At 64.6% G+C, this 24045-nt stretch carries 21 protein-coding genes; 7 read left to right on the top strand and 14 right to left on the bottom strand.

Going from position 1 to position 24045, the window contains the following annotated elements; all coding sequences use genetic code 11:
• The first annotated feature begins 48 nt into the window (after positions 1–48).
• From G6032_RS03090 to ligD (G6032_RS03080), 3 genes are read left to right on the top strand one after another with little or no spacing between them, the layout of a single operon-like run.
• A complete protein-coding gene (locus G6032_RS03090; RefSeq protein ID WP_165280674.1) occupies positions 49–666 on the top strand; it encodes a DNA polymerase ligase N-terminal domain-containing protein in 618 nt (205 codons plus the stop codon).
• The gene (gene ligD / locus G6032_RS03085) at positions 659–1657 is read left to right on the top strand and encodes a non-homologous end-joining DNA ligase (RefSeq protein ID WP_165280673.1); all 999 of its coding nucleotides are present in this window, start codon (positions 659–661) and stop codon (positions 1655–1657) included. The genes G6032_RS03090 and ligD (G6032_RS03085) overlap by 8 nt, the downstream gene beginning before the upstream one ends.
• A 6-nt stretch (positions 1658–1663) precedes the next feature.
• Complete coding sequence (gene ligD, locus G6032_RS03080) at positions 1664–2596, top strand: non-homologous end-joining DNA ligase (protein WP_165280672.1); 933 nt, start codon at positions 1664–1666, stop codon at positions 2594–2596.
• Positions 2597–2658: 62 nt separating this feature from the next.
• On the opposite strand, the gene G6032_RS03075 is transcribed toward ligD (G6032_RS03080), so the two are convergent.
• Together G6032_RS03075 and G6032_RS03070 are read right to left on the bottom strand one after the other, a co-directional pair.
• A complete protein-coding gene (locus G6032_RS03075; protein WP_165280671.1) occupies positions 2659–3156 on the bottom strand; it encodes a hypothetical protein in 498 nt (165 codons plus the stop codon).
• A 41-nt stretch (positions 3157–3197) separates the two neighbouring features.
• Positions 3198–3470 carry a DUF883 family protein gene (locus tag G6032_RS03070; protein ID WP_165280670.1) on the bottom strand — a complete coding sequence of 91 codons (273 nt, stop codon included), beginning with the start codon at positions 3468–3470 and terminating at the stop codon, positions 3198–3200.
• A gap of 74 nt (positions 3471–3544) precedes the next feature.
• Here G6032_RS03070 and G6032_RS03065 point away from each other — a divergent pair, with 74 nt between their 5' ends.
• On the top strand, positions 3545–4144 hold the full coding sequence (locus G6032_RS03065) for an exopolysaccharide biosynthesis protein (RefSeq protein ID WP_165280669.1): 600 nt from the start codon (positions 3545–3547) through the stop codon (positions 4142–4144).
• Here G6032_RS03065 and G6032_RS03060 read toward each other — a convergent pair.
• The 3 genes from G6032_RS03060 to ppsA all read right to left on the bottom strand — a co-directional run bounded on the left by G6032_RS03060 (position 4137) and on the right by ppsA (position 9856).
• On the bottom strand, positions 4137–5171 hold the full coding sequence (locus G6032_RS03060) for a sodium:calcium antiporter (protein WP_165280668.1): 1035 nt from the start codon (positions 5169–5171) through the stop codon (positions 4137–4139). The two genes, G6032_RS03065 and G6032_RS03060, sit on opposite strands and share 8 nt — an antisense overlap.
• A 92-nt stretch (positions 5172–5263) precedes the next feature.
• The gene (locus G6032_RS03055) at positions 5264–7261 is read right to left on the bottom strand and encodes an ATP-binding protein (RefSeq protein WP_165280667.1); all 1998 of its coding nucleotides are present in this window, start codon (positions 7259–7261) and stop codon (positions 5264–5266) included.
• Between the two features lie 207 nt (positions 7262–7468).
• The gene (ppsA, locus tag G6032_RS03050; RefSeq protein WP_165280666.1) at positions 7469–9856 is read right to left on the bottom strand and encodes a phosphoenolpyruvate synthase; all 2388 of its coding nucleotides are present in this window, start codon (positions 9854–9856) and stop codon (positions 7469–7471) included.
• Positions 9857–10034: 178 nt separating this feature from the next.
• On the opposite strand from ppsA, the gene G6032_RS03045 reads away from it, so the two are divergent.
• Positions 10035–10742, top strand: a complete 708-nt coding sequence (locus G6032_RS03045) for a Crp/Fnr family transcriptional regulator (RefSeq protein ID WP_165280665.1) — start codon at positions 10035–10037, stop codon at positions 10740–10742.
• 20 nt (positions 10743–10762) lie between these two features.
• Here the strand turns inward: G6032_RS03045 and G6032_RS03040 are convergent, their stop codons facing one another.
• The 7 genes from G6032_RS03040 to G6032_RS03010 all read right to left on the bottom strand — a co-directional run bounded on the left by G6032_RS03040 (position 10763) and on the right by G6032_RS03010 (position 20021).
• On the bottom strand, positions 10763–12124 hold the full coding sequence (locus tag G6032_RS03040; protein WP_165280664.1) for an FAD-dependent oxidoreductase: 1362 nt from the start codon (positions 12122–12124) through the stop codon (positions 10763–10765).
• Positions 12121–14574, bottom strand: a complete 2454-nt coding sequence (locus G6032_RS15600) for a glycoside hydrolase family 65 protein (RefSeq protein ID WP_165280663.1) — start codon at positions 14572–14574, stop codon at positions 12121–12123. Before G6032_RS15600 ends, G6032_RS03040 begins: the two co-directional genes overlap by 4 nt.
• Positions 14571–16145 (bottom strand): trehalose-phosphatase, encoded by a 1575-nt coding sequence (otsB, locus tag G6032_RS15595; RefSeq protein ID WP_165280662.1) that lies wholly within the window; start codon positions 16143–16145, stop codon positions 14571–14573. The genes G6032_RS15600 and otsB overlap by 4 nt, the downstream gene beginning before the upstream one ends.
• A gap of 11 nt (positions 16146–16156) precedes the next feature.
• Positions 16157–16741: a superoxide dismutase gene (locus G6032_RS03025; RefSeq protein ID WP_165280661.1), complete on the bottom strand. Its 585-nt coding sequence runs from the start codon at positions 16739–16741 to the stop codon at positions 16157–16159.
• Positions 16742–16758: 17 nt separating this feature from the next.
• Entirely contained in the window at positions 16759–17712 is a 954-nt protein-coding gene (locus G6032_RS03020) for a 1-phosphofructokinase family hexose kinase (protein WP_165280660.1), read from the bottom strand.
• 123 nt (positions 17713–17835) lie between these two features.
• Complete coding sequence (locus tag G6032_RS03015; RefSeq protein WP_165280659.1) at positions 17836–19017, bottom strand: phosphoglycerate kinase; 1182 nt, start codon at positions 19015–19017, stop codon at positions 17836–17838.
• On the bottom strand, positions 19017–20021 hold the full coding sequence (locus tag G6032_RS03010; RefSeq protein WP_165280658.1) for a glyceraldehyde 3-phosphate dehydrogenase NAD-binding domain-containing protein: 1005 nt from the start codon (positions 20019–20021) through the stop codon (positions 19017–19019). The genes G6032_RS03015 and G6032_RS03010 overlap by 1 nt, the downstream gene beginning before the upstream one ends.
• Before the next feature lie 89 nt (positions 20022–20110).
• Between G6032_RS03010 and G6032_RS03005 the strand changes: the two genes are divergently transcribed.
• The gene (locus G6032_RS03005; RefSeq protein WP_165280657.1) at positions 20111–21031 is read left to right on the top strand and encodes a ribonuclease HII; all 921 of its coding nucleotides are present in this window, start codon (positions 20111–20113) and stop codon (positions 21029–21031) included.
• Here the strand turns inward: G6032_RS03005 and G6032_RS03000 are convergent.
• Positions 21024–21809 (bottom strand): Fpg/Nei family DNA glycosylase, encoded by a 786-nt coding sequence (locus G6032_RS03000; protein ID WP_165280656.1) that lies wholly within the window; start codon positions 21807–21809, stop codon positions 21024–21026. The two genes, G6032_RS03005 and G6032_RS03000, sit on opposite strands and share 8 nt — an antisense overlap.
• Before the next feature lie 17 nt (positions 21810–21826).
• Positions 21827–22564 carry a DUF72 domain-containing protein gene (locus G6032_RS02995; RefSeq protein WP_165280655.1) on the bottom strand — a complete coding sequence of 246 codons (738 nt, stop codon included), beginning with the start codon at positions 22562–22564 and terminating at the stop codon, positions 21827–21829.
• Positions 22565–22818: 254 nt separating this feature from the next.
• On the opposite strand from G6032_RS02995, the gene G6032_RS02990 reads away from it, so the two are divergent.
• Positions 22819–24045: a sugar phosphate nucleotidyltransferase gene (locus G6032_RS02990; protein ID WP_165280654.1), complete on the top strand. Its 1227-nt coding sequence runs from the start codon at positions 22819–22821 to the stop codon at positions 24043–24045.

Raw genomic sequence — 24045 nt, 5'->3', positions numbered from 1 at the left:
GCGCAGCCACTGCTATTCTTTGGGCATGAGCCGTTGACGAGTGACGCCATGCCGGCCGATCGATACCAGGAGAAGCGGGATTTCCGCCGCACGCCGGAGCCTCGTGGCAAAGGTAAGCGCGACAGGAGCGACAAGCAGCCCGTGTTCGTCATCCAGCAACATGATGCGTCCACGATGCATTTCGATTTCCGCCTCGAGGTCGATGGCGTGCTGCGTTCATGGGCCGTGCCGAAAGGCCCGTCCACGGACCCGGCCGAAAAGCGGCTGGCCATTCCGACCGAGGATCACCCGCTGGAGTATGCGGATTTCGAGGGCGTGATTCCCGCAGGCGAATACGGGGCGGGGCCGGTGCTGATCTGGGATCGCGGCAGCTACCGCAACCTCAGCGAGAAAGACGGCGAGCGCCGATCCATGGCCGACGCGCTGCATGACGGCCATGCTGTCGTGGAGTTGCATGGCGAGAAGCTCCAGGGCGGGTATGCCCTGCAGCGTATCGGCGGGGGGGAAGAGACGCGCTGGCTGCTCGTCAAGACCGACGACGAGCACTCGGACGCGCGCCGCAATCCCGTCTCGACACAGCCTGAATCCGTGGCGAGCGGTCGGACGCTGGACGAGATCGATGCGGCAGGAAAAGAGGGGGACGAAGAAAGTAAAGGCAATGGCTGACTGGGTCGAGAAATTGCCGGAGGAGGAGCGCGCCGGGCTGGAGAAAAGTGGTCCGCCCGAGTGGCTCGCACCCATGTTGGCCACGCTCACGGACAAGCGCTTTTCGGACCCTGGCTGGATCTACGAGCGCAAGTTCGACGGCGAGCGGATCCTCGTGTTCCGCCGTGGGGATGATGTCCGTCTGATGACCCGCAATCGCAAGACCGTCAATGCGGCTTATCCCGAACTGGTCGAGGCCTTTGGCGCCATGGGCGGTCCGGATATCGTCGTCGACGGGGAAGTAGTGGCCTTCAAGAACAACATCACGAGCTTCTCAAGGTTGCAGCAACGCATCCAGGTCCGGGATCCCGAGCAGGCCCGGGCGAGTCCCGTCGCGGTTTATTTCTATGCCTTCGACCTGTGCCACCTGGACGGATACCGGCTGGATGGATTACCGCTGCGCCGGCGCAAGGCCCTGCTGCGCGGCGCACTCGATTTCGGTCACCGCGTGCGTTTCACGGCCCACCGCAATGCCGAGGGCGAAGCATATTTCCAGGAGGCCTGCGAGAAAGGATGGGAGGGCGTGATTGCGAAGCGGGCGGATTCCTCCTATCGACACGGGCGCTCCACCGACTGGCTGAAGTTCAAGTGCAGCAAGGGCCAGGAGCTGGTGATCGGCGGATTCACCGAGCCACAGGGTGCCCGAGAGGGATTCGGCGCCTTGCTGGTCGGCTACTATGAAGACGACGAACTGCGTTATGCCGGCAAGGTGGGCACCGGTTACGACGATAAGTTCCTCGTGGAGTTCCGCCAACGGCTGGACGATCTGGAGACCGACGAATCCCCGTTCGCCGATGGACCTGAAGGCGACTCGGAGCACTGGGTTGAACCGAAGCTGGTTGGTGAATTCGGCTTCACCGAATGGACACGTGCCGGTCGCTTGCGTCATCCCCGCTTCCTGGGGCTGCGGCGCGACAAATCGCCCCGGGACGTGACCCGGGAGGATACCTAGCACGCCATGGCCGACAAAACCCTGGAGATCGACGGGCGAGAGATCAAGCTAAGCCATCCGGACAAGGTGCTGTTTCCGGACGCGGAGATCGACAAGGAGGCGCTCGCAGACTATTACTGCCGCATCGCGCCAACCGCACTGAGACACTACCGGGAACGGGCGGTCACGATGCATCGATTCCCCGACGGCATCCGATCGGAGGGCTTTTTCCAGAAAGCGATCCCCGATTATTTTCCCGACTGGATCGACCGGGTCACCCTGCCGAAGACAGACGGCGAGATTACGCACGCGGTGATCAAGGATGCGGCCACCCTGGCGTACCTGGCCAATCATGCATGCATCACGCTGCACCTCGCGCTGGCACGGATCGATCGACCCGATCATCCCGACCGGCTGGTCATCGATCTCGATCCCTCCGACGAGGACTTCAGAAAGGTCCAGGAGGCGGCGAAGTTCACCGCTGATCTCCTGCGTGAACTGGAGCTACCGGTATTCGTCCAGACGACGGGATCGCGGGGACTGCACCTGGTGATTCCGCTGGACCGCAGCGCGGATTTCGATACGACCCGAAACGTGGCGCGACGACTGACGAAATTGCTCGTCGCGCGCCATCCCGACCGCCTGACGATCGAGCATCGCAAGAACAAGCGGGGCGCGAAGGTATTCCTCGACGATCTGCGCAATGCCTACGGCCAGACTGCGGTCGGCGCCTATTCCGTCAGGGCGAAGGAAGCGGCCCCGGTGGCCACCCCGCTGCACTGGCACGAGGTCACTGCCGACGACCTCGACCCGCAGAAATACACCATCAGGAACATCTTCCGCCGTCTCGCGAGAACCGAGGATCCGTGGAAGGACATCAGCCGGCATGCGTGTGCAGTGCGCACGATCGCCCAGCGGCTTAACGACCTCGAGAACGGCTCTGAGGCCGGGGACGACTGAGTATCCTCACGCCGCCAACACGGGATCGATAGGCCCAGCCAAAACGGGACCGATGCGGGGACTCAGGCCTGCGGCTTTGCACCCTCGCCGTTGGTGTGGCGCCTTTTGCTTTCGGCCGCGGCATAGTGCCGGTACAAGTCCAGGAGCACCTTCTGCACCGAACTGCTGTAGCCGGCGGCGACACCGAGAACAAGCGTCGCGGCCATGGCCTTGTCGGGATTGTCGCGGATCCAGTTCGAAAGCACCGGGTCCGCCCGTTCCTGCAATATGGCCTCGAACTGATCACCCAACGGGGGAGGCTGGGCGGACTTCGAGGGGGTGCGCGTGGAGGCCCCCGACCCGCCGCTGGACGTGACCATGCGCATGATGAGCAGAAGTATCACGATCAGCATGATCCCGGCAGCCGCGGTCACCAGTGCGGCCATGGGTGGCGCCAGCGTTTCTTGCAAGGCGAGGAAACACGCAATGGCGAGAAAAGTGATTACAAGGATGAAGACCGGTGCCACGACGATCGCCGTCAGGGCCCGGGCCTCCATGTCATGTTTCAGGCGCTCAAGCAACGGTGGCATCCCGTGGGTTGGTCGCGACGACGCACGGCCTGTCAGCGATCGATGAGCTTGCCGAGAATAAAACCCATGCCGAGGGCTACCGCGAGGCTCGTCATGGGGCGTTCCTCGACCTCTTTCTCAAAAGCGCCGAGTGTCTGCCTGGCCTGGTCCCGCGAGTGGCTGGCGGCTTCCTTGACGCGTTCGCGGCCTTCGTTTGCCGACGACCGGGCAAGCTTCGCCAGGGTTTCGCCGATATCCGCCATGTCCGACTTGAGACTGGCGAGTTCCGACTTGAGTTCCTGGAGTTCGTTGCTGTTCGTGGCCATGGGAGTGCCTCCTCGATTGCATTCTGTTGCGGACCTACACTAAAAACATAGCACATGGATTCAGCGAGGCACGGATGAGTGACGAGGTCGACAGCCTGGCGGAATTGTTACAGCGAATCCGCGATATCGATAGCCAGGAGGATCCGGTGCAACTTCGCGTCGTGCTCGAGCGGGTGGGGCGACGCTCATTCGGCCCGGTGATCCTGATGGCGGGCCTGGTGACCATGGCGCCGCTGGTCGGCGATGTGCCGGGCGTGCCAACGCTGATGGCGTTACTCGTCCTGCTGACGGCCGGACAGCTGCTGGTCGGCCGCCAGGAGTTCTGGCTGCCGGGACTGCTGTTGCGGCGCTCGGTCGCGCGCGCCCGCTTACAGCGAGTCCTGGAACGGCTCGACCGGCCGGCCGCGTGGCTGGATCGGTGGTTCAGCCCGCGATTGGAGGCGGTAAGCGCGGGACGGGGCATTTACCTGATCGCGGTGGCCTGCATTCTCGTCGCCCTCGTCGTACCTTTGCTGGAAGCGATTCCATTCAGCGCCAACATCGCTGCGACCGCATGGATCGCCTTCGGCCTGGCCATGGTATTTCGCGACGGCTATGCCGCGCTGTTCGCCCTGTTCGTCACCTTCGGCCTGTTCGGCTGGGTCGCCGTCGAAGGCCTGCAGCGATTCACGTGAAGTAGAGGATCGTCACCAGGCCGACATACAACGCCAGGACGAGCCCGCCCTCGAAGCCGATATTGGCGATGCCGCTTTTCTCCCGGCGCAATAGTCCCATCAACAGGATGATCGTCATGGTCAGCGTAGCGGCCGCGAGAAACATCGATTCCCGCGTGATGGCGTGATAGATGGAACCTTCGCGGTAAGCGATATCGCTCATCGGCACGAGCAGGGCATCGAAGGCGTTGCCCCCGATGATGCCGCTGACTGCCAGCGTCAACGCGCCGCGACGGACCGCCGCGATCGAGGTCACCAGTTCCGCCGCGGACGTCGTGAGGCTCGTGAATACGACACCGATTAGGCTTTCGGAGAGTCCCGTCCTGTCGGCGAGTGCGATGCCGCTTTCGGCGATCACGAACCCGGCACTCGCAACCGTTGCCGCGGCGATGCCGAATCGCAGCCACAGGAAGCGCAAAGTACCCTGGTCGCTGCGTGCTTCGGGCCGGTCCGTCACCGTCTCCGCAGTCTGCGAAGGCTGCCACGCGGGACGGTCCCGCTCTCTCGCGAGCATGCGTTGAAAGCCGATATAGACGAGAAAAGCGAGCGGCGTCACGGGATGGATCGCCGCCAGGTGCCACTCGGGCGCGGTGGCGGCGACCAGGGGGAAGGCGAGCAGCAGCAGCAGCAGGGTGGCGGACAGCATATTGGTGGCGGAAGCCGCGGCATGCTCGAGATTGGCCTGGCGATAGCTCAGGTCGGCGGCGACGAGGAATACCGTCTGGGCGGCGATTCCACCCAGTGCGTTGCTGACGGCGATCTCGGGATAGCCCGTGGCGGCTGCGGAGACGGACACGATGATATCCGGGAGCGAGGTCGTCGCGCCGAGCAGGATTCCGCCGGTGATCGCTTCACCGAGGCGGGTGCGGTCGGCGAGTTGATCGACGAGGCCTGCCAGCCAGGTGCCCATCACGGCGATGACGGCACCGCTCAACACGAACAGCATGAAGATCCATGGCAGCGGCAGGCTTTCGATCAGCGATGGCATGACTCAGGCGTTGCCGGCGAGCGGCTTGCCGCGCGGCAGGTGCGACTCCAGGGCCGGGTTGATTCGCCCGGTTTCCTGCTCAGCTTAGACGCTCATGCCTGCAGGCGTCGGGACTGCGCCACTTTCGCCAGCCGCAGCGTGAACCAGAAGCAGCTCCCGACGCCCGGTTCGCTCGTGGCCCCGGCCGTTCCGCCCATCAGGGTGGCCAGCTTGCGGGTGATGGCCAGACCGAGCCCCGTGCCGCCATATTTCCTGGTCATCGAATTGTCCGCCTGCTCGAATGCATCAAACAGGTGCGGCAGGCGCTCCGGGTCCACGCCGATCCCCGTGTCGGTAACCTCGAAGCGAAGCATCACGTCCTCAACATGTTCCTCGACCCGGTGTACCGCGACCGTGATCCGGCCCGCATCGGTGAACTTGACGGCATTGACGATATAGTTCAGCAGAGCCTGCTGGATACGCGTCGGATCGCCTAGCAACTCGCCGAGTTGTGGCAATGGCGCCACCGCGAGTTCGATCCCCCTGGCTGTCGCCTTGTCTCGGACCATGGCCTCGACGTTGCGCATCAACTCGTCGAGATGGAACACGGTTTCATCCAGCTGGTACTTGCCGGCCTCGATGCGGGACAGGTCCAGGACACCGTCGATGATGCCCAGCAGGTGATTGGCTGCGTTATCCAGGTTGTCGAAGTACTCGTCATGCCGGGTGCGATCGTGGCTGTGACGCACCAGGTAGGCCATGCCGAGGATTGCATTCAAAGGAGTCCGGATCTCGTGGCTCATATTCGCCAGGAACAGGCTCTTGGCCTGGTTGGCTGCTTCGGCCGCTTCCTTTGCCTCGACCAGTTCACGAGTGCGACTCGCGACGCGCTCTTCGAGCAGCACCCTTTCCCGTAGCAACTCGTGTTCGATTTTTTTCAGCCTGGTGATGTCCTGGGCGGTGCCGCGCAACAGCGTCGGTCGGCCTGTGCCGTCGTTTACGGCCTCGCCGTGCAGCTGGATCCATCGCGGCTGGTCCTGGTCCGACGCCAGCTCCAGTTGGAGATCCATGGATGCGCTGCCGGCCATCAGTCTGTCGAACCCGCGCTCGAGCTGCGTCCTGCATGCGACGGGAAACAACTCCAGGAATCCGGCATAGCCGTCTTCGGTCTCAGCCGCTTCGACCCCGAGAACCCGGCTGAGCTCGCCTGAGCACGTCACCCGGTCGGCGCACAGGTCGATCTGCCAGTTACCGAGACGAGCAATCTGCTGCGCCTCCCGAAGCGAATGCTCGCGGTCCATCAACTGGTGGGTGAAGGCGCGTTCGTCGCTCGCATGCTTCAGGTCTTTGCGGGCCAGGAAACCGACTCCGAAGAGCCCGACCGTCCAGAGTCCGCCAAGGCTCAAGCTCCATTGCCGCATCGTCTGTTCCTGGACCGCGAGATAGGGCGCAAGGGACACCGACACGCCGACGCCGCCGCGTATGTCGCCCACCTGGTAACCCTGGTGGGCGTGGCACTTCAGGCAGCCATCCGTGGTCACCATCGGTTGCATCAGGCGCAGCCGCTGCTCGTTTTCCGAGTGATCGAGCTCGGCGACTTCCTCGACGCCCTGTTCGAACTGCAACAGCGCGCGGCGTTCCCATGCATCCGGGGCGTTATGCGGATTCAACGGATCGAGGCTGGTGATACCGCCTCGCACGCCATAGAGTTCGTCGAACTCCTCCATCATCTGGCGAACCATGTAAGCGGGATTCATCAGCGTCATCTCGAGACCCGCGTCCGTGACCGTGTCCCGGTCCGGGAGATGCGCAAGATATGGATTCGGTTGCGTGCGTTCATCGACCGGCACGAATACGCCCCCGTGGCGGGTGGCCCAGAGACGGAAGGCCTGGTCCTTCTTGAAATGGGTCCGGGCTTCGTGCTCCGCCAGTTCCATGGTCCGCTGGCGCTGGTCGTACCACGCCCAGCCCAGCGCGACCAGCATCAGCAGCGTCCAGGCCGTGCCGGCCATCACCATGCGACGGAACACGCGAGCGGGATCGGCGGAGACGGCCTCCGGGTCGGCGGAGAGAGCCGCAGGATCGGCTGCTATTGACGAATGGTGTTGCACGGGACAATCGTTCGCGATGCTGGGCTGTTCCTGGTATGTCCGGGTCGCGTCACGGGGCCTTGTATCCGCACTTTAGCGCGACGACCCTCGCCAGCACCCTACGGAATTTCCGCAGCGCCGCGAGGCCGGGCCGGACGGATCATGCGCCGTGGCGTGCCGTGGCGTGGCGTGGCGGGTCGAAAATGGACTATGGGTCGAACGGGGAGCTCAGTCGTCGTCGCGTTCGGCCTCTTGAATCGCCTTCTTGACCGAAAAAAAGCTGTCCGGATTGACGGAGATGGAGTCGATTCCGGCCGCCACCAGGAATCGTGCGAACTCGGGGTGATCGCTCGGAGCCTGGCCGCACAGCCCCACGGGGCGGTCGTGTGCGTGGGCGACCCGAATCACGTCGCGGATCATGCGCCGGACCGCCTCGTTACGCTCATCGAAAAGCCCGGACAGGCGATCCGAGTCACGGTCGATCCCGAGGACGAGCTGCGTGAGGTCGTTGCTGCCGATGGAAAACCCGTCGAAGTGTTCCGCGAAACGGTCCGCGAGGACGACGTTGGACGGCACCTCGCACATGACCAGGATCTCGAGGCCGTCCCGACCCTGTTCGAGGCCGTGTTCCGCCATGATCTCCAGCACTCGCTCGCCTTCCTCCGGTGTCCGGCAGAACGGGATCATGAGGCGGATGTTGCTCAGCCCGATGGTCTCCCTGGCGCGCGCGATGGCCCGGCATTCCAGGGCGAACGCAGGTGCGAAGTCGTCGCTGTAATAGCGGCTCGCACCCCGCCAGCCGATCATCGGGTTGGGTTCGTCGGTTTCGAACAGCCTGCCGCCGATCAGCTGGGCATACTCGTTCGTCTTGAAGTCGCTCATACGCACGATGGCGGGATGCGGATACTGGCTCGCGGCAATGCGGCTGATACCCCGTGCCAGGTGATCGATAAAAAACTCAGTCTTGTCCGCCCACCCTGCGGTGAGTTTCTCGATACGCTTGCGTTCCCTGGCATCCTCCACATCGTCCCAGCAGGCCAGCGCCAGGGGATGGATCTTGATGGCGTTGTTGATGATGAATTCCATGCGAGCGAGGCCGATGCCGTCGGCAGGCAGGGGCCACCAGCGCAGGGCGGCCGACGGGTTCGCCAGGATCAGCATCACCCTGGTGCGCGTTTCAGGTATCTCGTCGAGATCGATGTCTTGCGACTCGATCCGGGCCTGGCCTGCGTAGACGAAACCCTGGTCCCCCTCGGCGCATGACACGGTGATCTCGTCGCCGTCGTTGATTTCGCGCGTCGCGTCTCCCGTGCCGACGATGGCAGGCACGCCGAGTTCGCGACTTACGATCGCCGCATGCGAGGTACGGCCGCCACGATCGGTCACGATGGCGCTCGCGCGACGCATGATCGGGACCCAGTCCGGATCGGTCATATCCGTGACTAACACGCCACCTTCCGGAAACTCGTCCCGCGGGACCTTGTCCTTCAGCACTCGCGCCTTGCCGGCCGCCGCCCCGTCGCCGATGCTCAGGCCGCTGACCACCGTCCCGCCCTTGTCATGCACCGTGTAGGTCTTGAGGAGGGCGGCCTTCTGTTGCGATTTGACCGTCTCCGGACGCGCCTGGACGATCAGCAGCTCGCCCGTCTTGCCGTCCTTCGCCCACTCGATATCCATCGGGCAGCCGTAGTGCTGCTCGATGATCACCGCCCAGCGCGCGAGGCGGCAGACTTCTTCGTCGTCGAGGACGAAGGTTTGCCGTTCCTTTTCGGAGGTTGTCGTGTTGCGCGTGGGCTTGCGGCCACTCTTGTTGTAGACGATCTTGCGCTGCTTGCGGCCGAGCGTCTTCTGGATGATCGGCACGCAGTCGTCCTTGTCGAGCAAGGGCTTGAAAACCATGTACTCGTCCGGATCGACGAGTCCGCCGACGACGCTTTCTCCCAGTCCCCAGGCAGCATCGATGAGAACGATGTCGGGGCATCCCGTTTCCGTATCGATCGAGAACATGACGCCCGCGCCGCCGGTGTCGGCGCGCACCATCAGTTGCACGCCGACCGACAAGGCAAGATCCATGTGATCGAAACCGTGTTTCTCGCGATAGGCGATGGCACGGTCATTGAACAGGGAGGCGAAACAACGACGGCAGGCCTTGAGCAAGGCTTTCTTGCCCTGGATGTTGAGGAACGTGTCCTGCTGGCCCGCGAAGCTCGCTTCCGGAAGATCCTCGGCGGTTGCACTGCTGCGCACGGCGACCGCGGGACTGTTCTCGTCGTGTTCAGCGGCCAGCTCGTCGTAGGCACGACCGATCGCTTCGGCCACCGACTCCGGGAACTCGCCGCGACTGATCATCTGGCGAATCGAGCGACCGGCATGGTCGAGCGAAACGTCTCCCGCCTTGAGACTTTTCAATTTCTCGTCTATTCGTTGCTTGAGATCGTTGTGATCCAGGAAAGCCCGGTAGGCGGCTGCGGTGGTGGCGAAGCCTGCGGGAACGCGGATACCTGCGTCGCCGAGTTTTTGCAGCATTTCGCCCAGTGAGGCGTTCTTGCCACCGACGCGATCCGTATCGCGGTTGTCCACGGCGCCCAGCGCCAGCACGAGTTCATGTTTCGTCATGTGGACCCATCATGGCGGTTGCGGCGCGACGGGCATTGAATTTTCTCAATCCGGCATCGCAGCGCTCTCGATCACCGGATCAGGACAGCACGTTACCGGGATCCGGGGATAGGCGGGCCGCTGGTTGGCGACCCATACTCGATACAAGGCGTCGATAGAACGGGAAGGGGATGAAGACATGGCCGTCAGTTCCGCAGCATTTCGCGAGCTCGAGGCATTTCACCAGCGCGGCCGTCCCACCGGTCTGGCACCGGGCCGGCAGGCCGCCACCGACGAATTCGGCTCGATCCGGCGTTTTGCCGTGGACGGCATGCTGTTTCGCGAGGGCGCCGAGGCCGCTAGCCTGTTTGCGATACGCGAGGGACTCGTGAAGCTGGTCAGGCATCTCCCCAATGGTCGAGCCCGGATCGTCGGCCTGCACGGGCCTGGAGCGGTGCTCGGCTCGCCGGCCAATGATGCCGCCCCGGCCGTCAATCCGCACAGCGCGATCGCGCTGGGCGACGTGGTCGCCGTCTCGTGGCAGGCGGGCTCATTGCAGCGGCTCCGCCGTGAGCGGCCCGGGAGCTACATCGAACTGCTCGAGAGCCTTTTCGGACAGGTGCAGCAGGCCGACTTCTGGATCACGGAGTTCTCCACCGGGTGCATTCGCAGTCGCGTGGCCCGGCTGATCCTGTTCCTGGCCCGCTTGCGCGGCGCCGCAACGACGGAAGACGTCGAGCTGCTGACCTGCCAGGACATGGGCGACATCCTGGGTGTGACCCCGGAGAGCGTCAGCCGGGTGGTTGCGTCCCTGAAACGCATGGGTACCCTCGAAGCCGACGCCGGCCCAGGCCATGGCCAGCTGCGCTGCGACCTCGCGGCACTGCGGCGGATCGCCGCCGACTGAGCCGGATCCGAGGCACGATCTCAGGCCCTTGAGGACGGCTCGACCTGGCGCGCCAGTGTCGGCAGGTTCTCCGCGTAGGTGGGATGGATGTGTTGCCAGCTGGCGAGTTGTTCGGCGGTCCCGCCTTGTTCGATCAGATCGAGCAGCACGTGGACGATCTCCGCCGCTTCCTGGCCGACGAGTTCGGCGCCCAGCAGCCGGCCGCTCTCGGTGTTGAACACCAGGCGGTAGAACCCCAGCGAGTGACCCCATTCCACCGCCCGCGCCATGTCGGCCACTGCCATTTCCGCCACCCCGACCGGGTAGCCTCGAGCTTCGGCCTGTTGCTGGCTGAGCCCGGCCCGCCCGACCTGCGGGTCCGTGAAGACCGCGTAGCCGAGGATGCGGTCGTCGCGCCGCCTGACCCCTTCCCCGAGGATCGTCTTGAGCCGCCGGTAATCCTCCCAGGCGACATGCGTGAAAGCCGGCTGTCTCGCGGCTTCGCCGATGGCATAGACGCCTCTGGTCGCCTTGAAATGCGGATCGACTTTCACGAAGCCGGCGTCATCGAGTTCGATGCCCGTGCCGGCGACATTCAACGCTTCCGTGTTCGGTGTGCGTCCCGCCGCGACGAGCACCGCGTCGGCTTCATGGGTCCGGCTCCCTGACTCCAGGCGCCACGTATCACCATCATGACGGGCGCTCTCGAGGGCGGTATTCTCGAGAATCTCGACACCATCGCGCTCGAGAGCCTCACGCAATACGTCGGCTACGTCCGGCGACTCCGACGCGAGGATTCGCTCCGCTTGCTCGAACAGGGTGACCTTGCTGCCCAGGCGCGCGAACGCCTGCCCGAGCTCCAGACCCACGTAGCCGCCGCCGATGACGGCGAGGCGCTGCGGCAGGGTATCGAGGTCCCAGATGTCGTGGTCCGTCAGGTAAGGACCGTCTGCGAGGCCGTCGATCGGCGGCACGGTTGGCCTGCTGCCCGTATCGATGACCGTGACGGGCGCGCCGTAGGCTTGTCCGTTCGCCTCCACGGTGCCGTCCTTGCGAAAGGCGGCTTCGCCCCGTACGACCTCCACCCCGGCATCCGACAGTTTGTCCTCCACTCCGGTATTCCAGCGGTCACGCACCTCACGGACACGCTCCATGACCTTGTCGAAGTGGACTTCGACCGTGCAATCGACGCCGAGCGAGGCGCTGAGCCGGGCGCGGCCCGCAGCATGCGCGGCACCCAGGAAGGCCTTCGACGGCGTGCAGCCCCAGTTGACGCAGCTGCCTCCCAGCTCTTCGCGTTCGAAAACCACGACGCGCTTGCCATCCGCCGCGAAATCGGCAGCCAGCGGCACGCCGCCCTGGCCGGTTCCTATGACCAGCAAGTCAGCTCTTTCGACTTTCATGCGTTCCTCCGTCGTCCACAAGGTGATTCCAGTTCGAGTTCGCGGCAATCGCCGGGCGAGAACTGGATCGTCTCGCCGCGGAAGCCGATCCGGATCGGCAGGGCCACGCATTCCTGCGACTTGATACGCAGTCGCCGCGAGGTCATTTCCAGGTCCAGCACCTGCCCGCGGTAGTGAACCTGCAGCCCGAGACGGTGCAGCGGCTCCGGCAGGCACGGGTTCAGCCACAAGATGTCGTCGCGGGTCTCGATACCCGTGAAACACCGTTGCACGAGGTCCACGGTGCCGGCCATCGCGCCGGCATGAATGCCTTCGGATGTCGTGCCGCCCTGGATGTCGTCGATGTCGCTGCGCAGCGCGTCGCAGAACAGTTCCCATGCGCCTTCGCGAGCCGATCGGGACAACACCCAGGAATGGACCACGCGGCTGAGTGTCGAGCCGTGAGAGGTCCGCTGCAGGTAATAATCGATGTTTTTCGGGATGGTATCGGGATCGAAGCGGTAGCCGAGGTCGGCGAAGAGTTCCTGCAGTTCTTCTGCCGACAGCAGATAAAAAAGCATCAGCACATCGGCCTGCTTAGAGACCTTGTAGCGGTTCGGCGTATCGTCCTCGGCCTCGAGAATCCGGTCCAGCCGCTGGATGTCATCGTAGCGACGCCGGTAACCGGCCCAGTCGAACTCCTCCAGTTCGGCGTAGCCCTCGAACTGGCTGATGATGCCGTCGTCGTGGAAAGGGACGAACATCTTCTTGCTGATGTCGCGCCATCGCGACAGCTCCTCGGCATCGAGGGAAAGCAGTTCACACAGTTCGTCCCAGCGCTGGGTCCCCAGCAGGGTTTGCAACTGCAGTGCGCGGTGCAGCACCCACACCGCCATCACGTTGGTGTAGGCATTGTTGTCCAGCCCGCCGGACTGGCTGTCGGCGTAGGCATCGTGGTACTCGTCCGGCCCCATGACGCCCTTGATGACGTAGCGTGCACGGGCCCCGTCGTATGCGGCGATGCTGCTCCAGAACCGTGCGATCTCAAGGATCATTTCCGCCCCGATGAAGGCCATGAACTCCTTGTCTTCAGTCACTTCGTAGTATTGCCAGATGTTGAAGGCGATGGCGGAATTGACATGGCGCTGGCGCCGGCTGTTATCCGGGATCCAGCGGCCCGACTCGGGGTTGAGATGCAGTTTCTGGCTTTCCTCCCGGCCGTTGCTGCCGCTCTGCCACGGATACATCGCGCCGCGATAGCCCGCTTCGCGCGCCGCCCGGCGCGCTTCGTCGAGGCGTCGGTAGCGATACTGCAGCAGGGCCCGCGTGATGGCAGGCATGCGCAGGTTCAGCAGGGGAAAAATGAACAGTTCGTCCCAGAAAACATGGCCCCGATAGGCTTCCCCATGCAGGCCGCGAGCCGGGACGCTCATGTCGAGGTCCATGGCCGCCGGAGAGCAGGTCTGCAGGAGATGGAATACATGCAGCCGCAGGATGCGCAAGGTGCGCTCATCGTCCATCCGTCCCCCGTCCTCTCCGTGGGGCGCGTGTTCGAGTTCGAAGGAGAACCGTCGCCAGAGTTGCTCCCAGGTCTGGACGTGATCCGCAGACAGGACCGAGGCACGAGGCGCGTCACGGACGGCCTTTTCCGCCTCGGTCCCGGGCCGATAGATCGCATCGTCGCGGGATGTGTAGAGCGCGACGATCTTCTCGACCTGCAGCGGCTCGTTGCGTTCCAGTTCCAGGTTCCAGGTCTGCGAGATGTAGTCTTCTTGCTCCTCGATGAGCGGCGCACATTCGACCTGGGCCTCCCCGCGATACAGGCGCGTGCGCGCCGCCTGCACTATGCGGATCTCCGAATCGTTCGTCTCGACCTCCAGCGTGACGCACTCCGGGTCCACCACGCGGCGATCGAGATGACGGAGATGCCGGCTGTTCAGGTCGCTGTAGCGTGACACGCCCGTGTTGGCGACCCGGCCGTCGAGGGCGCTGCGCAAGCGCACGGGGCCCGACCAGTTCTGCAGGACGACCCGGGTATGGAGCATGGCCAGGTGCAGCTTTCGCATGTGCACGCACCGCCACTGCTCGATCCGTGTTTCGCGCCCGGCCGCGTCGCGCAGGACGACTTCCCGGCGCAACAGGCCACGATGCATATCGAGCGCCTGGCGATAATCCAGGATTTCGAGTTGCGACAGGTCGAGCCACGCATCCTCGCCGAGCTGCAGTTCCAGCGGCAGCCAGTTGGGCAGGTTGACCATCGACTCGTTCACGACGGTCCGGCCGGCGATTTCGGTCGCCAGGCGGTTGAAGCAACCGGCCATGTAGGTGCCCGGGTAGTGGTGATCATCACTGCGGGCCTCGGGTGCTGCGCCGCGGGTGGCGAAGTACCCGTTGCCGGTAGTGCAAAGGGCTTCACGCAGTCGTTCCCGATCAGGGTGATATTCCGTGTAGACGAGTTCCCAGCTGCTCAATGTCTCTGGACCTCCCGGCGACAGAACCAGGCGAGCAGCTGCGCGACGGCCGACGGATCCGGCAGCGTCCACCGGGCATTGCTGTCCGCAGCACGGCGGCCCACCGCGATGCCGATCCCGTCATCCCCGAGCACCGCAAAAGCGTCTTCGTCCGTCACGTCGTCGCCAATATAGACGGGCATCACGTGCCGCCCGTCACGCAATCCGAGGATATCGAGCAACAGGAGGAGGGCCTCGCCCTTGTCCCAGTCGATGTCGGGGAGCAGCTCGAAGATCTTCTTGCCCTTGCGCTTGCGCAGTCCCTCGGTGGAACGCAGTGCCTCGTCCACGGCGGTTTCGATGCTGGCATGGTCTTTAGTTGCGACGAGCCGGTAGTGAACCGTAACGGCATACTTCTTGCGCTCGACGATGACCCCGTCGGTTTCGCCGATGCGGCCCTCGATCAGGTCGCCGGCAGACTCCAGCGCCGGAAGGGCTTGCTGAGCCGCCGGCGGGCTCTTCCGGCGGCCATCGGGCAACTCGATATCGAATCCATGACTCCCGGCATAGACCAGCCCTTCGAGATCGACGAGCGACTTCAGTTCAGGGAGGTCGCGTCCGCTGATGATCGCCGTCGTATGGCGATCGGCAGCTTTTCGCAGCACATGGCGTGTTTCGGCCGAGAGTACCGCGTCTTCCGGGCGGTCCACGATGGGCGTCAGCGTCCCGTCGTAATCGAGAAACAGTGCGACGCTGCGATCCCCGAGGCAATCGAGAAAGCTTTTCCGTTGAGACGGGTCGAGGGGCAGTTCACTGAACAACAGGCCGTCGCCCTCGATGGCCAGTTCATCCAGGTCAGCCACCACGATGTGGGCGCCATGGTCTCTCAGGGCCTGCGCCTGGTCTGCTCCGCCCCGATTGAGGCCGATCACGCAGCGAAAGCCGGCCTTGCGTGCGGCCTCCACGCCGGAACTGGCGTCTTCCACAGCCACGCAACGCTCGGGTGCCACCCCGAGATCCTGCGCGGCCGCGATGAAGATGTCCGGAGCCGGCTTGCCCTGTAGCTTTCGCCGCTGGGCGTCACGTCCGTCGACCTTTGCATCGAACAGATCGAGCGCGTTGGCCGCGGCCAGCACGGCCATGCAGTTCCTGCTCGAGGAGACGATCGCGGTCCGCAGACCTTCACAGCGCAAGGCAGCCAGAAAACGCATCGTAGAGGGGTAGGTCGTGACGCCGTCGTGTTCCAGCAGATCGAGAAAGATCTCGTTTTTCCTGTTGGCGAGCCCCCAGATCGTACCGCGCCCGGGCTCGTCGTCTGGCGTGCCTCGGAGCCGCTCGATCCCGCGTGAGCCAAGAAAACTGGCGGCGCCGTCGAAACGCGGTTTGCCATCGACGAAATCGTAGTATTCGGGGTCGATCTCGAAAGGCCGGAACCGGTCGTCGTCGCCATCTGCATAGGCGCGCAGGAACTCGTCGAAGGCCTTCTTCCATGCCTCCGCATGCACTTTTTGTGTCTTCGTGAGCACACCGTCGAGATCGAGCACGACAGCGTCGTGGGAAGCCGGATTGAAACTGGCCGTGTTTGCGGACATCGCGCGTCGACTCAGGCTTCAAGGCGCTCGTTGACGAAGTCCCAGTTGACCAGCTTCCAGAACGCGTCGAGGTAGCCGCCCTTGTCATTCCGGTAATCCAGGTAATACGCGTGTTCCCACATGTCGCAGGTCAGCAGCGCGATGCGACCGTGCATCAAGGGGGTCTCCGCGTTCGGCATCGTCTGGATCGAGATCACGTCGTTGCCCGTGTTGATCAACCAGGCCCAGCCTGACCCGAATACCGATTTCGCAGCGTCGGAGAACTCATCGCGGAACTTGTCGAAGGATCCGAAGCTGCTGTCGATCGCCTTCGCCACAGCGCCTTGGGGTCGGCCGCCGCCTTCCGGGCTCAGGCAGTTCCAGTAGAAGGCGTGGTTCCAGGCTTGTGCGGCATTGTTGAAGATCGGCCCGGCGCCCGCGTTGCCGACGATGTCTTCGAGTCCGGCGTCGGCGAACTCCGTGCCGGAAATCAACTCGTTCAACGTGTCGACGTACTTGCGGTGGTGTTTGCCCCAGTGATACTCGAGCGTTTCCGCGGAGATGTGCGGCTCGAGTGCATTTTTCGAATAGGGCAGATCGGGTAATTCGTGTTTCATGGCTTGCCTCTCGGGAGTTACTGATGATTGGCCAGGGCGGGCCGTTCCCCGGTCTGTGCTCTGATCCGGCGGTACTCGTCGACCTCGAACAGTTCGGTTCCCGGTGTCTGTACCGCCGCCGCGGCCGCCGCGACGCCGCTTCTGAGTGCATCCGCCAACGGGGCGTCGCGGGCCAGTTCGAAAACGCAGGCGGCGAGAAAACTGTCTCCGGCCCCGACCGGGCTCACGCTTTGCGTCTCCGGCGGGTACATGCGGAGTTGTTCCTTTGCCGTGGTCAACAGGGCGCCTTTCGAGCCCAGCGTGAGCACCAGCACTTCGAGCCGGTAACGGTTCAGAATGTCCCGGGACTGCGCTCGCGCCTGTGTTTCGTCCTGCGGTGTCTCGCCGGTGAGTTCGCCGAACTCGTGCAGGTTCGGCTTGATGAGATACACCCCCGATTCCAGCGCGGCCCGCAGCGGCGCGCCATGGCTGTCCAGCACGAGGCGCGTCCCCCGATCGTGCAGCTTGCTCGCCAGCCGGCCGTAGAAATCGTCTTCGACGCCGGGCGGCAGGCTGCCGCTTGCGACCAGGTATCTTGGCGCCCGGTCGGCCGACACCACGGCATCCACCACTTGCGCTATCTCTTCCTCGCCCAGTTCAGGCCCCGGCAGAACGAAATGGAAAAGATCGCCGGAGTCCTTCACCTGCACGGAGAAGGCTTCTCGCGTCGCGGCCGCGACCGGCAGCCGTCGGCAGGGCACACCTTCCGCGCTGAGGAGGTCTTCGATCTGCCCGCCGATCGCCTTGTCCCCGACGAACAACGCACAGGCCTCGCCACCCAGCTTGCGGATGCCCCGGGCCACGTTGATTCCGCCGCCACCCGGCTCACGCCGTACCGTGCTGCTGCGCAGCTTGCGATCCGGCGCCAGCTGCTCGACCTCCAGGCCGAGGTCGATGGTGGGATTCATGGTCAGCGTGATGATCGTGTCCAAGAAAAGTGGTCTCCGTAGGGCCTGTGTAAAGCCTAGTTCCGAGGGCGGCGCTCATCATTGCAGTCCGTCAACGCCCCGCCTCGGCTCCCCGGGGCAGACGCGCTGCGCCACGGGGCGGGCGTGTTACGGCTTGCGCAGGACTTCCAGCCCGGGCAGCGGGTCCCCGCACAGGTAGGCCAGCGAAGCGCCGCCGCCGGTGGAAATGTGGTCGATCCCCGCCTCGGCCTCCGCGGCCCGCACCGCTGAGGCGGTCTCCCCGCCACCGACGATGGTGTATCCCCCGGCATCGGCGAGGGCGCGGGCGATTGCGAAGGTGCCTTTCGAGAATCGGGCGATCTCGAAGCGGCCGAGCGGGCCGCTCCAGGCGATGGTCGCCGCGGCCGCGATCTCGTTCTCGAACAGGGCCACGGTCTGTGGGCCGATATCGACGATTCGCCAGCCGTTCTCGAGATCGCCGACCGGCACGACCTTCGAGGTGGCATCTTCGCCAGCCCCGTCTGCGATGACGATATCCACCGGCAGTACGAGTCGCTCGCCGGCAGTCTCGATCAGCTTTTCGGCCGCGTCGATGCAGTCGTCCTCCACCAGGGAATCTGCGAGCGCATGGCCGGATGCCGCGAGCAGGGTGTTCGCCACTCCGCCGCCGACCAGGATCCGGTCGGCACCGGCCAGCAGTTTGCGCATGGCGGGCAGCTTGCTGTCGATCTTGGCGCCGCCGATCAAAACCACGTAGGGGCGTGCGGGCTGTAGGGCCGCGCGATCGAGTGCCGCCAGTTCTTTCTCCACCAGCAGGCCGGCCGCCGACGGCAGGTGGGCGGCGACTCCGACCGTGCTGGCATGCGCCCTGTGCAGCGTGCCGAACGCGTCGTTGACGAAATAATCGGCCAGTTCCGCGAGCGCCGCCGCATAGCCCTTGTCGTTGCGTTCTTCCTCCGGATGAAAGCGCGTGTTCTCCAGCAGGAGGATCTCGCCGGGCGCGAGCGCCGCGGCGGCGTGTTCGGTGGTGTGGCCGACGCTGTCGGGCGCGAGTGTGACGCGGCCGTCGAGAGCCTCCTGCAGCCGCTGGCCCACCGGGCGCAGGGACAGGGCAGGGTCGGGCCGCCCGTCCGGCCGACCGAGATGCGACGCCAGGACCAGCGCCGCGCCGTCGTCGAGCAGGCGGCGCAGAGTGGGAAGCGTGGCCATGATCCGCCGATCGTCACGTATTTCGCCGTCGGATAACGGCACGTTGAAATCGGCGCGCACCAGGACCCGGTGGCCGCCCGGGTCGAAGGAGGCCAGTGTCCGAAGGTCGGATCGAGCCATCAGGACCGGCCGGCGAGGATGGCCCGGGCCTGGCGGACCATCTGGCTGGCGTAACCCCATTCGTTGTCGTACCAGCTCAGGATCTTCACCAGGTCGCCAGCGACGACGCGCGTCTGGCTGAGGTCCACCACCGAGGCGCGCGGATCCGCGATGATGTCGCTGGAGACCATCGGGTCTTCCGCACAGCCGAGCACGTCCTGGTAGCGCTCCTCGCCTGCCTCTTCGCGAAAGATGCCGTTGATCTCGTCGGCGCTGGTGCTTCTTCGAGTCACGAAACACATGTCGGCGATGGATCCGACCGGGATCGGTGCGCGGATGGCCATGCCGTCGAAGACTTCGTCATAGTGAGGCAACACGCGAGCCGTGGCCTTGGCCGCGCCGGTGGACGTGGGCACGAGATTCGCGGCTCCGGCGCGCCCGCGCTCCCACCGCCCGCTGGGCCCGTCCACGATGCCCTGGCTGGAGGTGTAGGCATGCACCGTGGTCATCAGCGCCTTGTGTACCCCGATCCTTCGCTCCATGACTTCAGCGACGGGGGCGATGCAATTGGTGGTGCAGCTGGCCGTGCTCATGATCGCGGGCAGCGGGTCGGGTATCGGGGTGACGCCGTGGACCAGCGAAAGCAGATCGTCGTCCTTGGCCGGCGCCGAGAGAATCACGTGGCGCGCGCCGGCATCGATATGGCCCTGCAGCTCGTCGCGGTGACGGAAAGCGCCGGTGCACTCGAAGACCACGTCGATGCCGAGCCGCTTCCATGGCAGGTCCGCGGGCGATTTCTCCGCGAGAACCTCGATCGTCCGGTCGCCGACCACCAGCCGTCCGTCGTCCAGCGACACGCTCTCTTCGTAACGCCCGTAAACCGTGTCGTAGCGCAACAGGTAGGCCAGGTTGGGAAGATCCGCGAGGTCGTTCACGGCCACAAGTTCGAGACCCGGCGTTTTCATCAGGATTTTCAGCGTGGCCCGCCCGATGCGCCCGAGTCCGTTGATTGCTACGGTGCTCATGTCCATCTCTGTGAAAGCTTGAGCGCCAGTGTGTGCAGCGTGCCGGATGCGTGCATTGCAGTTCATCAATCGGTTAATCTTTCGCCACCATGTCCGCGACGCTACCCTTGCCGAAGTTCCCGAATCTCAAGCTCGAGCGGGAGATCGAAGGCCGGGTCTGCGGGGTGGACGAGGCCGGTTGTGCGCCGCTGGCCGGCCCGGTGGTCGCCGCCGCGGTGCTGCTGCCGAGCGGGGCCCGGCCGCGCCAGCTCCGTGGGCTGAACGACTCGAAACTGCTCTCGGCCGCGGAGCGGGAACGCCTGTTCACCGCGATCCAGCGTGTCGGCGGGGTCGCCGTCGGCATGGCGACGGTGGCGGAGATCGATCAGCTGAATATCTTCCATGCCGACATGCTCGCCATGCAACGGGCCGTGGAGGCGCTGGGCGAGGTGCCGGACCTGGCGCTGGTGGATGGTCGCGGCACACCGGCGCTGCGATGTCGGGTCAGGACGGTCATCAAGGGGGACCGGCGCTCGCTGTCCATCGCCGCCGCATCCGTGGTCGCCAAGGTGGTGCGCGACCGCTTGATGCACACGCTGGCCGAGGATTATCCGGATTACGGCTGGCAAACCAATGTCGGCTACGGCACAGATACGCATTACCTCGGCCTGTTGCGCAAGGGACCGACCGAGCATCACCGCCGCAGTTTCGCACCGCTCAACACGCTTTTTTCTTCGGACGACAGGTCGTTGCGAGCATTCAGATTCCGGGCCATGCGCGGCCGACCCGATCTGTCCGGGCTCAGGCTGTTGCAGTTACGCCAGGACCTGCACGCGGTGTTCGACGGCGGCGATCATCATCTCGGTGTGCTGAAGAACCTCCGCGGCCGCTGGACTTTCCAGGCGATCGGCTATGACGACGAGGGGCGGCTGCTTAAGGGCGGCGGTCCCTGCGCAGGCTGTCACGGACTTCGATTGGCCGGACCCGACGGAATGGTCCTGGCGGAACTGCTGGTGGCTGGACTCAGTTGAGCGTCTGACACCTGGGGCAGTACCAGGCGGTGCGCCCGCCGACGCGGGTCGTGTCCAGCGGGGCATCGCAACAAGGGCAGCGACCACCGTCAAGGCGATGGGGCAGCAGGAAACTTTCGGGCATGCGCTCCGGGTCCGCTCCCGCCTCGATCGCCGCTTCCAGGACCTCGTGCAGCGCCTCGTGCAGGGCGCTCAACCCGTCGCTGTCGAGCGCCTTGACCTGGTGCCGCGGATGAATGCGGGCCTGGAACAGGATCTCGTCTGAATACACGTTGCCGATGCCCGCCATGATGTGCTGGTTCATCAGCCAGGATTTGACCGCGCCGTGGCGCCCCTGGACGAGGTCGGCGAATTGCTCCGCGTCGATCGAGAGCGCATCGGGCCCCAGTTGGTGGGCGGCGACGAAACCGTTCACGGAGCCGCTGAGAGCGATGCGGCCGAGTTTCCTGGGGGCGATGTAATCCAGCTGGGCGCCGTTCGAGAAATGAATACAGGCGGTCGCCTGGCAATCGCTCTCCCCGTCGCGGGAATACCGCAGCTGCCCGGTCATGCCGAAATGCAGCACCAGGTGGCCGTCGGTGTCGAGTCGGGCAAACAGGTATTTGCCGTGACGGCATGTCTCGTCGATGCGGCGGCCCTTGAGCGCGTGGCCGAGTCCCTGGGGTGTCGTGCCGGCCAGCACCCGGGGGGCGGGTACACGGACAAGATCGACTTCCTGGTGCAGCGCGGTGGCGTCGAGGTAACGGCGCCAGGTTTCGACATCGGGCAATTCGGGCATAGCGGCATGCTCCTCGGTCAGTCGCTCAACATCTGCTGCAACCGGGCCGCGTTGAGCGCAGCATAGGCGTCCTGGTCGTTATCGAAGTAACAGTAGGCGTCAAGTCCCTGGCGTGCCCATGCGGAGAGGGCGCCCGCCCAGCCGGCCAGCGACTGGTCGTCATAGCATCCCTCGTAGGGCGCATCCGGTCCGTGCAGACGGATGTAAACGAAGTCGGTCGTCACGGTGCGCGGCGTCTCGAAGCCGTCGAGTTCATAGATGCAGAAGGCGACCCCGTGTCCGGCCAGGAGTTCGCAGGTCTTTTCGTTGATCCAGCTCCGATCGCGAAACTCGATCACATGGCGCTGTTTGCCGTCCAACGCCTGCATGAAGGTCTCCAGCCGCTCATGGTCGCAATGCCAGTTGGGCGGTAACTGGAAAAGTAACGGCCCGAGTTTCCCTTGCAGCGGGTCGAGACGAGCCATGAAACGAGACACGCCCTCGTCGGCGTCCTTGAGCTTCTTCATGTGGGTGATGTAACGGCTCGCCTTGACCGCGAATACGAAATCCTGGGGCACGGCTTCGCGCCAGGTCTCGAGTTTCTCCGCTGAGGGCAGCTGGTAGAAGGAGTTGTTGATTTCCACGCTGGGAAATCGCTCCGCGCAGAACGCGAGTTGTTGCTCGTCCTGCAGGTCCTCGGGATAAAAAGGCCCCGTCCAGTGATCGTACGACCAGCCGGAGGTGCCGACGAGAATGCGGCCGGAAGCGGTTGTCATCGCGTGCGGTGAGCCCTCGGGATCATGCCGAACCGGCGCTCGCCGGCCATGGGAGTCCCTGCCAAGCTCGCACGCTCTTCGATCGCCTGCATTGCGATTGTTCAATCGGTCGAAGAGGTGCTGTGGGCCGGCCAGGCGCCGTTCGGGTCATGCGGATTGACGATCGTCAATGCCTGCCGCGTTGGTGGGGGCTAGCGTTCAGTAAGTGACATAATCTGGACATCGATATGCAGCAGGGTTGGCGTGAGAGGCGGGTGAACGCCGACCAGGTGATCGGTGTGGTGATGGCCGGGGGCCGGGGTTCACGGCTGCAGGCCTTGACCCGGACGCGGGCCAAGCCCGTGGTGTCCTTCGGCGGCGAGTACCGCATCATCGATTACACCCTGTCCAATTGTTTCAATTCCGGGATTCGCCGCGTCGGCGTCCTTACCCAGTACGAGGCCCACGAGCTCATCGCGCACCTGCAACGCGTATGGGCCTTGCGGGCGCTTCATCCGGGGGCATTCGTTGAAGCCTGGCCTGCGCAGCAAGGCGAAGCGAACGGCTGGTACCGCGGCACGGCTGATGCGGTCCGCCAGAATCTCCCGGCGATCCAGCGCAGTGGCGCATCGCACGTTCTCGTGCTGGGCGGCGATCACGTCTACAACATGGATTATCGCGATCTGCTTGCCGGACACGTGGCGAGACATGCCGACGTGACGGTCGCCTGTACCGAGGTCGGGCTGCCGGAGGCAAGCCGCTGCGGGGTGCTGCAGACCGACGCTGCCGGGCGTGTGATTGCTTTTGCCGAAAAGCCCCGGCATCTCGAATCCACACCGGATCGCCCGGACCGGGCGCATGTGTCGATGGGTATCTACCTGTTCCGTGTCGAAGCGCTGGTGGCGGGGCTCAATGCAAGGGGCGGGTCCCTTGACGATTTCGGCGGCGACGTGGTGCCCTGGATGATCAAACGGCACCGGGTGTTTGCCCATCCCTTCGTCGACAAGGACGGGGCGCCACGGTTCTGGCGCGACGTGGGCACGGTGAAGGCCTATTTCGAGGCGAACATGGCACTGCTGGACCCGGCAGTTCGACACGAGCTGTGCCGGCCGGAATGGCCTCTCATCACCGACCGCGGCCACGCGCCGCCGGCGGTGCTCGAGAGCGATGCAAGCGGCTGCGAGGCCATGGTGCTGAATTCCCTGCTGGCGTGCGGGGCACGGATCTCCGGTGCACACGTCAATCGCTCGATCGTGTCGCGCGATGTGACGATCGGTTCGGGATCGATCGTGGAGGACACGGTGCTTCTTCCCGGCGCGGTGGTCGGGGCGGATTGCCGCCTGCACCAGGCCGTGGTCGACGAGAACTGTCACGTGCCGGACGGCACGATCATCGAATGGCGCGGCGGCGGGTCGGCCATGGAGGGGGCGCCCGTGCTGGTGACGCGGGAATCCTTGCGCGGCGAAGTGACGCCGCGATTGAGACTGGTCGAATCGAACTGA

Origin of the sequence: Wenzhouxiangella sp. XN24 (assembly GCF_011064545.1) — a bacterium.
Classification (GTDB): Bacteria; Pseudomonadota; Gammaproteobacteria; order Steroidobacterales; family XN24; genus XN24.
This window is presented reverse-complemented; position numbering and strand designations above follow the sequence as displayed.

Bases quoted from the DNA above. Each gene is read 5' to 3' on its own strand.
- G6032_RS03005 (WP_165280657.1), top strand. From the start codon at position 20,111: ATGTCCGCGACGCTACCCTTGCCGAAGTTCCCGAATCTCAAGCTCGAG.
- G6032_RS03015 (WP_165280659.1), bottom strand. From the start codon at position 19,017: ATGGCTCGATCCGACCTTCGGACACTGGCCTCCTTCGACCCGGGCGGC.
- ligD (WP_165280672.1), top strand. From the start codon at position 1,664: ATGGCCGACAAAACCCTGGAGATCGACGGGCGAGAGATCAAGCTAAGC.
- G6032_RS03040 (WP_165280664.1), bottom strand. From the start codon at position 12,124: ATGAAAGTCGAAAGAGCTGACTTGCTGGTCATAGGAACCGGCCAGGGC.
- G6032_RS03000 (WP_165280656.1), bottom strand. From the start codon at position 21,809: ATGCCCGAATTGCCCGATGTCGAAACCTGGCGCCGTTACCTCGACGCC.
- G6032_RS03090 (WP_165280674.1), top strand. From the start codon at position 49: ATGCCGGCCGATCGATACCAGGAGAAGCGGGATTTCCGCCGCACGCCG.
- ppsA (WP_165280666.1), bottom strand. From the start codon at position 9,856: ATGACGAAACATGAACTCGTGCTGGCGCTGGGCGCCGTGGACAACCGC.
- otsB (WP_165280662.1), bottom strand. From the start codon at position 16,145: ATGTCCGCAAACACGGCCAGTTTCAATCCGGCTTCCCACGACGCTGTC.
- G6032_RS03065 (WP_165280669.1), top strand. From the start codon at position 3,545: ATGAGTGACGAGGTCGACAGCCTGGCGGAATTGTTACAGCGAATCCGC.
- G6032_RS03025 (WP_165280661.1), bottom strand. From the start codon at position 16,741: ATGAAACACGAATTACCCGATCTGCCCTATTCGAAAAATGCACTCGAG.
- ligD (WP_165280673.1), top strand. From the start codon at position 659: ATGGCTGACTGGGTCGAGAAATTGCCGGAGGAGGAGCGCGCCGGGCTG.
- G6032_RS03010 (WP_165280658.1), bottom strand. From the start codon at position 20,021: ATGAGCACCGTAGCAATCAACGGACTCGGGCGCATCGGGCGGGCCACG.
- G6032_RS02995 (WP_165280655.1), bottom strand. From the start codon at position 22,564: ATGACAACCGCTTCCGGCCGCATTCTCGTCGGCACCTCCGGCTGGTCG.
- G6032_RS03045 (WP_165280665.1), top strand. From the start codon at position 10,035: ATGGCCGTCAGTTCCGCAGCATTTCGCGAGCTCGAGGCATTTCACCAG.
- G6032_RS03070 (WP_165280670.1), bottom strand. From the start codon at position 3,470: ATGGCCACGAACAGCAACGAACTCCAGGAACTCAAGTCGGAACTCGCC.
- G6032_RS03060 (WP_165280668.1), bottom strand. From the start codon at position 5,171: ATGCCATCGCTGATCGAAAGCCTGCCGCTGCCATGGATCTTCATGCTG.